This is a genomic window from Streptomyces sp. NPDC047453 (genome assembly GCF_040643155.1).
GTDB lineage: Bacteria > Actinomycetota > Actinomycetes > Streptomycetales > Streptomycetaceae > Streptomyces.
In genome coordinates, this window is the sequence record NZ_JBEYTS010000138.1 from 1 (window position 1) to 8,453 (window position 8,453).

An 8,453-nucleotide genomic window follows, 5' to 3' on the forward strand; every position below is an offset into this window, starting at 1 on the left:
TCACCCCGGGTCATCCCGCCTGTCTACCGTCCCGGCCCGGCCGGGACAGCGAAACAGCCAAACCCGTGATCTCAACTCGGCACACGCCCTAGTGCATCGCGCTCGGGTCGCTCCATGCGGGCAGCGGCTGCGGCGGCCTGAGCGGCATTGCGCTGGGCGTGGCCCACCCCACCGTGCGGAGCGAGGGTCCCATCGGCCGAAGATTCATACGTCGCAGTCCCATCTTGATCGTCAGCCCGCATGCCGGGCTCGCGGCGTTGCTGTGCGGCTCCACGTCGCGGTGGCGATCCATCCCAGTGAACTGCCACGGTGGTAGGGAATCCGAACCGGGGCACGTTTCCTATATTGGGACACGTATGGAGAAGGTGAGCGGCTACGGGCATTCCATTCGGACCGCACCTGTCGGTGCCGGGGCTGTCACCGGTGCGCGGCGTGGGTGCAGAGGCAAGCAGGGTGACCGTGCGGCTGATGCACCTCCCCCTCGACTTGGCCGCGGGGGGCGTCGGCCAGCTGACCGGGCACTTCGGTCGACTCCTGCCGTGGCGGGGGACGGCCCGGGACGAGCCGTCGGCGGATGGGGATCTCCCCGTGCTGTTGGTGCACGGGCTGGCGGACAGGGAATCGGTGTGCACAGCGCTGCGGCGGGGACTGGGCGGCTTCGGCGCGGGGCCCTTCGTCACAGTGAGCTATCACGCGCTCAGCCCGGACATCCGCGCGGTGGCCCGGGATCTGGGCGAGCAGGTGGAGCTGGCCAGTGCTCGCACCGCCGGGCGGGCTGTGGTCGTGATCGGGTACAGCCTTGGAGGGCTGATCGCCCGCTACTACGTGCAGCGGCTCGGCGGGGACTTGCAGGTGCCGCTGGTGATCACGCTGGCGACGCCGCACGGCGGGACCGCCGCGGCCCTGCTGGCACCGCCGCATCCGCTTCTGCGCCAGCTACGGCCGGGAAGCGAGCTGCTGAGCGAGCTCGCCGAGCCCGCCGTGGGGTGCCGTACCCGGTTCGTGGCCTTCTACAGTGACCTGGACGAGGTGATCATCCCGGCCACCAGGGGCCGCATCGATCATCCTGACCTCGACGCATGCAATGTGCTCGTGCCCGGTGTCGGGCACCTGACGCTCCCCGTGCACCAGCCGGTCATCGACCAGGTGCGCTCGCTGCTCACTGCGGCCCAGCAGGCCACGTCCGCCGCAGGCCTCCCACACGGCCACACCTTCAGTGCGAACGGAAAGCACCACGGCACAGCCGAGGTTCTTCGTGACAGCGGGAGGCAAACGGAGGACCCTGAGAGGTAGCCGATAGGAACGTCAGCACGTGTGCGGACGGACAGCATGGCTATTTCGCGTAAGCCCAAGAGCGCGCCGACGGTACGCCCGTATCACCCCCAGGACGAACCGGGGGTGCGAGAACTGATCGACGCCGACCGGCTGCCGGGGCAGCCGCACTGCACCCCGGAGAAGCTGGCCGCGGCGCGGCACGGTCTTGTCCCCTTCCCCCTGGCCGGCTGGACGGTACCGACCAGGCCGCGGATCAGCGTTCTGGCCGATGCCGAGGACCGCCCGTACGGGATCATCGCGTACTTGTCCTGGACCGATGTGCGAACCGGTCTGATCTGCTGGGTCCACGCCTACGAGGACCCGTCCGCCCTGCGCGCCCTGATCGGCCACGCTCTTGCCGCACTTGCCGACTGCACGTGGATCGATGCGTTCGTGAGTGCTCCGCCGGGTCCCCTGGGTCCGGGCGGGCTGCCCTGCACCCGACGCGGCGCCACCCACGACGCCCTGGTGCAGACGGGCTTCACCGGCCGCTGCCTGGGCTGCTACCTGCACTGCGTGCTCCCTGCCGAGCCCCCGTCGGCCAAGCTGGTCGCCGATGTCTTCCCCTGCGACTACCCTCCGGGCCACCGCCTGATCATTCGTGAGGCCGCCGAACCGGTCGCCGAAGCCGTGGTCAGCGTGGAACCCGACCGCACCGCGACCGTCTACTGGATCGAGATCCTGCCCACGCGCCGCCACCGCGGCCTGGGCCACAAGCTGCTGAGCCAGGCCCTGGCCCTGCTGGCCGAGCAGGGTGCCACCGAGGTCGCTCTCGTCCTCGACGACGCCCAGCAGTCCGCCTCCGAGAGCCGGGCCGCCACCCGGCTCTTCCGCTCCTTCGGCTTCACCCTCGTCGACCAGCTGTGGACCTACCAGCACCCACGCCCCCAAGCCCCGCGGCCCGGCGCGTGAGCCCGACAGGTGAAACGGCAGGGAGTGCGGTGAATCCCCCTGCTTCAGCTGGGGGAGAGATCAAGCCGTTGTAGCCGGGCCAGGACTCGGCCCGGCTAGTCCGCGATCCTGCTCAGGACCCGCTGGCGGTGCTGGTGCTGTCTTTCGTACTCCAGCACCTGCCGGACGACGTCGTCAGACACATCGTGCGGGTGCACCCTGACGCGTTCCGGGTCCATGGCGCCGTAGCCGGCTCAGGGCTCAGCTGGGCTTCAGACGCTCGATGGCGTTCAGTACCTCGGGGCGGCCCGCGTGTGCGCGTTCGTAGCCCTCGATCACCGTCAACTCCGTCTGGGACAGATCGCGCAGGCACTGCTGGATCTCCGTGACGCCGAGCCGGCTGAGGCCGGGGATGGGTAGAGCCTCTTCGCGGGTCATCGCGCCCTGCACCTTCTCGGCCACACGGGTGACGGCAGGCATCTCCCGCCAGGCTTCCTCGGCCGTGCTTCTCATCCGTCCGATGATCCTTTGAAGCACTGCCCGCAGCTCGGCCGTGGCCGCCTGCATCCTGCGCTTGATCGCCTGCAGCAGGATGCCGCCTTCGGCGGCTTCTCCCCGCGGCGGACGGGGACCTTCCGCCACAGCCCTGGTCCGTCGGGCGAGGTTCTCCTCGCTGGTCTCCAGCAGCACCTCGTTCTGCCGGCCGAGCATGGCGAGCAGCTCGGCGGTCTCCTGGTCGTTGAGCCGTTCGGCGATGTCCTTGCCTGCCTGGCAGCTTGCCAGCGCCCGGGCTGCGGCCCTGTACTGGTCCTCGGCGGCCCTCAGCAGGCGGCGCTCATCGGCCGGCCTCCTACCGCGCACGATCTCCGCCACGGCCGACACCCCCGCCTCCAGCGGAAGTACGCTCGCCCGCACGGCGCCGCGGGTCACCATCCCCATCAGCTGCCCGGAGGCCGACAGCAGGCCACGGGGCGGGCGCATTTCGCGCACCCGGGCCTCGATCCGCCCGAGGTGGTACTCCGCCTCGAGCGCTTGACTTTCGAGTCGTTGCCGGTCGGCGCCCGGCGGGGTGATGGCCGCATCCGTCCGGAATCGGCCGATGACCGCGGTGTGGGCGTCACGGGCGTCCTCCAGTGCTGGTATCAGCACATCCGTCTTCGCTGCCATGTGGTGCTCCTGAGCTCGGGGCGGCACGGCTGCCGCGCACGACGAAAAGCGCCCGCCGTCCGTCGCTTCGGCCGGGCAACCGGAACCCATCCTGCGGAAGGCTGCCGAAGATCGCCTGGTGAGCCAGTCACCCGTGAGTTCGCCCGGTGGGCCGTTGCTGCACGGCGCGACCCACGCGGTTGAGCGTCGGCATGTCGCCGCAGAACGGCATCGGCTCTTGGGGACCATGCCCCATGTCCGACCGGCGCCCACCGCTACCGTTCGAGGCCCCAGACATGTTTCGACCCGTGGTCTTGGGCTTGAGCCGGGCTGTGTGATCCGCCCGGCTGCCGGACGACCTGCGGCTTCGCGGGGGCCGAGACGTGGGGTCGTTCTGCCGCTCAGCGGCGCGGACCGGGCTGGGCGCAGCGCGGCCGCCTGGTTGCGGTTCGAGCCAAACCACGGAAAAATCGGCCGATTTGACGGTGCGACAAGAGGTTTCTTTCAGCGTGCACACACCTTGACCTGAGGGATTTTCGCTCACTAGTTTTCGATCATTGAGCGTTCGGCAGCCACCCCCCGTCATACCCAGCCCCAACCTGGGAGGCACTCATGTGCAACGCTTGCTGCCCGATCCCGCCTGGTCCCCGTATCGACCGGGCCCAGTTCCTCAAGCTGCTCGGCGCCGGTGCCGCAGCAGCGGCCGCGCCGGCGGCGTTCGCGGGAACAGCGGCCGCCGCGACCCGCAGTGCGGCCACGGAGGGCGGTGCCCTGGTCGTGGACAACATACGCGGATACACCATCGCCGACGGCCGCCTGCGCCGGTTCTCCCGCATGCTCGTCACCCCCGGCGGCAAGGTCGCCGCCCTCGACCCGGGCGCGGCGCGCGGCGCCCGCCGTATCGACGGCCGGGGACGCGTACTCCTGCCCGGCCTGCACGACGCCCACGGGCACCTCTGGGGCCTCGGAGCGCTCGCCGTCCAACTCGACCTCACGGGGACGAAGTCCCTCCAGGAGGCTGTGGACCGGCTCGCCGCCTACGCCACCGCGCACCCGGAGGTGACCTGGATCCAGGGCCGGGGCTGGAACGAGGTGATCTGGGGTCTGGGGAGGTTGCCCACCGCCCGCGACCTGGACGCCGTAGTCTCCGACCGCCCCGTATGGCTGGTGCGGGTCGACGGCCACGCGGGCGTGGCCAACACCAAGGCGCTGCAGATAGCGGGCGTCACCGCCGACACCCCCGACCCGTCAGGCGGCCACGTCGAGCGCGACGCATCCGGCAACCCGACAGGCGTACTGGTCGATGCGGCAAAGGCGTTCGTCACCTCCAAGCTGCCCGCACCCACCTTGGACGATGTCCGGATGCGCGCCCTGGCCGCACAGACACGGCTGGGCGCCGTCGGTCTCACCTCCGTCTCGGACGCCGGCACGAGCGCGGACGGCGTCGTGGTCCTGCGGCAACTCGCCGACGAGGGGCGGCTCACCCTCCGGGTGAACGCGTTCCTCGACTTCGACGCCTTCACCGAGGTCGGTGCGGACGCCCGGACCGACTCCTACGCGCACGACATGCTGCGCGTGCGCACGGTCAAGCTGTACATCGACGGCGCTCTGGGCAGCCACGGCGCGGCCCTGATCGCGCCGTACAGCGACATGCCCTCGACCAAGGGGCTGCTCCAGATGGAGCCCGCCGAACTGAACCGGCGGGTGGAGCGGGTCCTGCGCGGCGGCTACCAGGTCGCGGTGCACGCCATCGGAGACCTGGGCAACCGCGTCGTGCTGGACGCCTACGAGAACGGGTTCCGCACCGTGGGGGACCAGAAGCTGCGCCACCGCATCGAACACGCGCAGGTCGTCGCGCTGGATGACATCCCTCGCTTCAAGCGGCTGGGGATCACCGCCTCCATGCAGCCGGTGCACGCCACCGACGACATGAACATGGCCGAGACTCGTGTCGGCGCCGAACGCATCAAGGGCGCGTACGCCTGGCGCACGATGCTCGGCCAGGGGACGGTCGTCGCGTCCGGCTCGGACTTCCCGGTCTCGTCCTCGAACCCGTTCGACGGCCTGCACGCCGCGGTCACCCGCACCGACCGCGACGGCAGTCCGGCGGGCGGGTGGTACCCGCAGCAGGCGATGACCCCGGTCGAGGCGCTGCGGTCCTTCACGCTCGACGCGGCGTACGCAGCCCACCAGGAGAAGACCCTCGGCAGCCTCGAGCCCGGCAAGTGGGCTGACTTCATCCTCGTCGACACGGACCCGTTCGACCTGGCGAGCGGACGTGCGCTGTGGCAGACGAATGTCCACCAGACGTGGGTCGCGGGCCGCCGGGTCGGGGAGTACGGCGCGCTGTGACGGACGGATGAGATCCGGCCCCTGCCCCTCCACCGGTCTGTCGCTCCATGCACCCTCGCCAACAGGGGACACCCCGAGGCCGCCCGCACAGTGAGTGCGGGCGGCCTCGGGCAGCCTTTGACGAGGACCGTCCAGTCGAGGTCCGGCGCGGCGAGCGAGCGCCACCACTGTGGCGTGGCTGGCGACAGCCGTTGGCCGCGAGCCGGTTCGGGCTTCTCCGGCACGCGTCCGGACGTCCGCATCCACCGTGTCGTCAAGATCGCGTGGCGAATTGTGAAGCCACTGTTCGCGGTCCCGTCACCTGCGGGCGCTACCTTGCCCCTCGGCGCACCCGATCACCAAGCACGGCGGACCGGTGTGTCCATCGCCATTTCCCCATCAGCCCTTGGACTCCGTACCTCCATGTCTTGGTTTGAATCCCTCGTCCTCGGACTCGTCCAGGGGCTGACCGAATTCCTCCCCGTCTCCTCCAGCGCGCATCTGCGGCTGACGGCGGCCTTCTCCGGATGGCAGGACCCCGGCGCCGCCTTCACGGCGATCACCCAGATCGGCACGGAGGCGGCGGTGCTGATCTACTTCCGCAAGGACATCGGCCGAATCCTGTCGGCCTGGGCCCGTTCGCTGGGGAGCAGGGCGATGCGCCGCGATCCGGACGCACGCATGGGCTGGTTGGTGATCGTCGGATCCATACCGATCGGCGTGCTCGGGCTGACCCTCAAGGACCAGATCGAGGGGCCGTTCCGGGATCTGCGGGTGACCGCGACCATGCTGGTCGTGGTCGGAGTGGTCATCGGTATCGCCGACCGGCTGGCGGCGCGCGACGAGAAGGGCGGCCGGCACCGGGCGCCCAAGCAGGGCAAGGTGCTGCAAGACCTGGGCGTCAAGGACGGCCTCATCTACGGCTTTTGCCAGGCCATGGCCCTGATCCCGGGCGTCTCCCGCTCGGGCGCCACCATCAGCGGCGGGCTGTTCATGGGCTACCGGCGCGAGGCGGCGGCCCGTTACTCCTTCCTGCTGGCCATTCCCGCCGTACTCGCCTCCGGCGTCTTCGAGTTGAAGGACGCGATGGAGAGCGATCACGTGGCGTGGGGACCGACGCTGTTCGCCACGGGGGTCGCCTTCGTCTCCGGATACGCCGTCATAGCCTGGTTCATGAAGTACATCTCCACCAAGAGCTTCATGCCGTTCGTCTGGTACCGGATTGTCCTCGGCATCGTCATCATCGGGCTGGTCATGGCCGGTGTCCTCAGCCCGCACGCGGCCGAATCGGCGAGCTGACCGCACGGCGGCGCCGGTCTCCGCCGAGTGACCGACAGCCCGGTGCGGCGGCGGGAGCGGCTGCGGGTGACCGGCGAGGCTGACGGAGATGGAAGACGCCCACCGGGTGCTGTTGGAAGCGGACATCCTCAAGAACACCGGCGGCGCCGCCACCTGGACCAAGTGCCTGCCGGGATGGGTCGATGAAACCCGGTATCCACTCCCGGGGATCAACCTCACAGTAACCTCACCCGTCGGCCGGTCCGACCGTCGGTGCGCATACTTCTCCTTCAACCACCGACGACCTCGGACGCCGCCAGTTCTGCGGAGGAAAGCGCCATACGACGAAGCATCAGCACCAGCGTCGCCAAGAAACGGTCTATCGAATCCCCCAGATCCCAGTCCATCACGGCTTCCACATGTGTGAGCCGACTCGCAACCGTGCTGTGATGGACGTGCAGTTCGGCGGCGGTTCGCCGCAGTGAGCCGTAGACACAGAACGCCTCGAGTGTGTCCACGTCCTGGGCACCGGCCGCGGACGCGGCAAGGGCGTTGATCCGTGCGACACCCCGGGTCTCGAGCAGGCGTTCAAGGGGAACGTCGGCGAGCAGCTCCAATGGGCCAAGCCGCCCGAACTCCACCGCACGCTGTCCGTACACGGTGGACGACGCGAACCGCAGTGCCCGGCGGGCCTGCATCCACGACGTAGGTGCAGCGTGGACGCTCACACGCTCCCCGATACCGACCCATGGTCCGCGACCACCACTGGAGCGCGATGATGCCGGGTGTTCGGCGACGATCGCTGCATGCAGAATGTCGCAGAGTCGTCGACTTTCGAGGGGCGCCTGCATCAGAATCGCGGTCGGGTTCCCGATTGAGACCGAGCGGACGAAGCGACCCGGGCAAGTACGTTCGAGCAGCTCTACGACAGGGCCTACGTCCTCTGTATATATGGCCAGCACCCGCACATCTTTTCCAGGGTCGAGCCCCAACAACTCGACAGCCCGGACGCGATCCTCCCGTCGCTCCTTGTCGGACAGGATCATCTCGATCATCGCCGGATCGCCCAAGCGCAGATCGGTTCTCGACATCGACGTAACGTCCACCATGCGCAGCGTGTGCCGCAGTCGGTCCAGCAGGACCGGGTCCAGGGCGTGATCGGCTCCGGTACGTTCGAGCCATACTTCGAGATCTTGCCCAACCGGGGTGTTTGGGCCCCTGCCGTCGAGCAGATCGCCCAGCGCGCCGTACCGGATGACGGCGCCAGAGTGCCAACGGCTGCCGACGCTGCACTCCGCGAGTACGGCCGCGGATCGAACGACGGTGTCCGCGTCCGCCGTGGATTCTCCGAGTTTGTCGAAGTACGAGATGAGCCGCATCAGCGATGCCGAGTCGGATCCTAGTAGGGCTCCGTTAGGTCTTCTCGGCCCTGTTTGGGGCATGTTGGACGTTGTGGACTTACATGAAGTGAACCGTGCTCGGGCGAAGTTGGC

The 8,453-nt window shown here is 69.2% G+C and carries 6 protein-coding genes; 4 read left to right on the top strand and 2 right to left on the bottom strand.

Annotation, left to right across the window (positions count from 1 at the left end):
• Nucleotides 1-468: 468 nt before the first annotated feature.
• Together ABZ818_RS41675 and ABZ818_RS41680 are read left to right on the top strand one after the other, a co-directional pair.
• Entirely contained in the window at nt 469-1,293 is an 825-nt protein-coding gene (locus tag ABZ818_RS41675) for a lipase (protein ID WP_361427256.1), read from the top strand.
• A 36-nt stretch (nt 1,294-1,329) separates the two neighbouring features.
• Nucleotides 1,330-2,226, top strand: coding sequence for a GNAT family N-acetyltransferase (locus tag ABZ818_RS41680; RefSeq protein WP_361427259.1), 897 nt, complete (start codon nt 1,330-1,332; stop codon nt 2,224-2,226).
• Nucleotides 2,227-2,466: 240 nt separating this feature from the next.
• On the opposite strand, the gene ABZ818_RS41685 is transcribed toward ABZ818_RS41680, so the two are convergent.
• Nucleotides 2,467-3,372 (bottom strand): hypothetical protein, encoded by a 906-nt coding sequence (locus ABZ818_RS41685; protein ID WP_361427262.1) that lies wholly within the window; start codon nt 3,370-3,372, stop codon nt 2,467-2,469.
• A gap of 591 nt (nt 3,373-3,963) precedes the next feature.
• On the opposite strand from ABZ818_RS41685, the gene ABZ818_RS41690 reads away from it, so the two are divergent.
• Both ABZ818_RS41690 and ABZ818_RS41695 read left to right on the top strand, forming a co-directional pair.
• Complete coding sequence (locus tag ABZ818_RS41690) at nt 3,964-5,703, top strand: amidohydrolase (protein WP_361427265.1); 1,740 nt, start codon at nt 3,964-3,966, stop codon at nt 5,701-5,703.
• Between the two features lie 402 nt (nt 5,704-6,105).
• On the top strand, nt 6,106-6,981 hold the full coding sequence (locus tag ABZ818_RS41695) for an undecaprenyl-diphosphate phosphatase (protein WP_361427268.1): 876 nt from the start codon (nt 6,106-6,108) through the stop codon (nt 6,979-6,981).
• A gap of 269 nt (nt 6,982-7,250) precedes the next feature.
• Here ABZ818_RS41695 and ABZ818_RS41700 read toward each other — a convergent pair whose 3' ends face one another.
• Nucleotides 7,251-8,339 (bottom strand): helix-turn-helix domain-containing protein, encoded by a 1,089-nt coding sequence (locus tag ABZ818_RS41700; RefSeq protein ID WP_361427271.1) that lies wholly within the window; start codon nt 8,337-8,339, stop codon nt 7,251-7,253.
• Between the last annotated feature and the right edge of the window lie 114 nt (nt 8,340-8,453).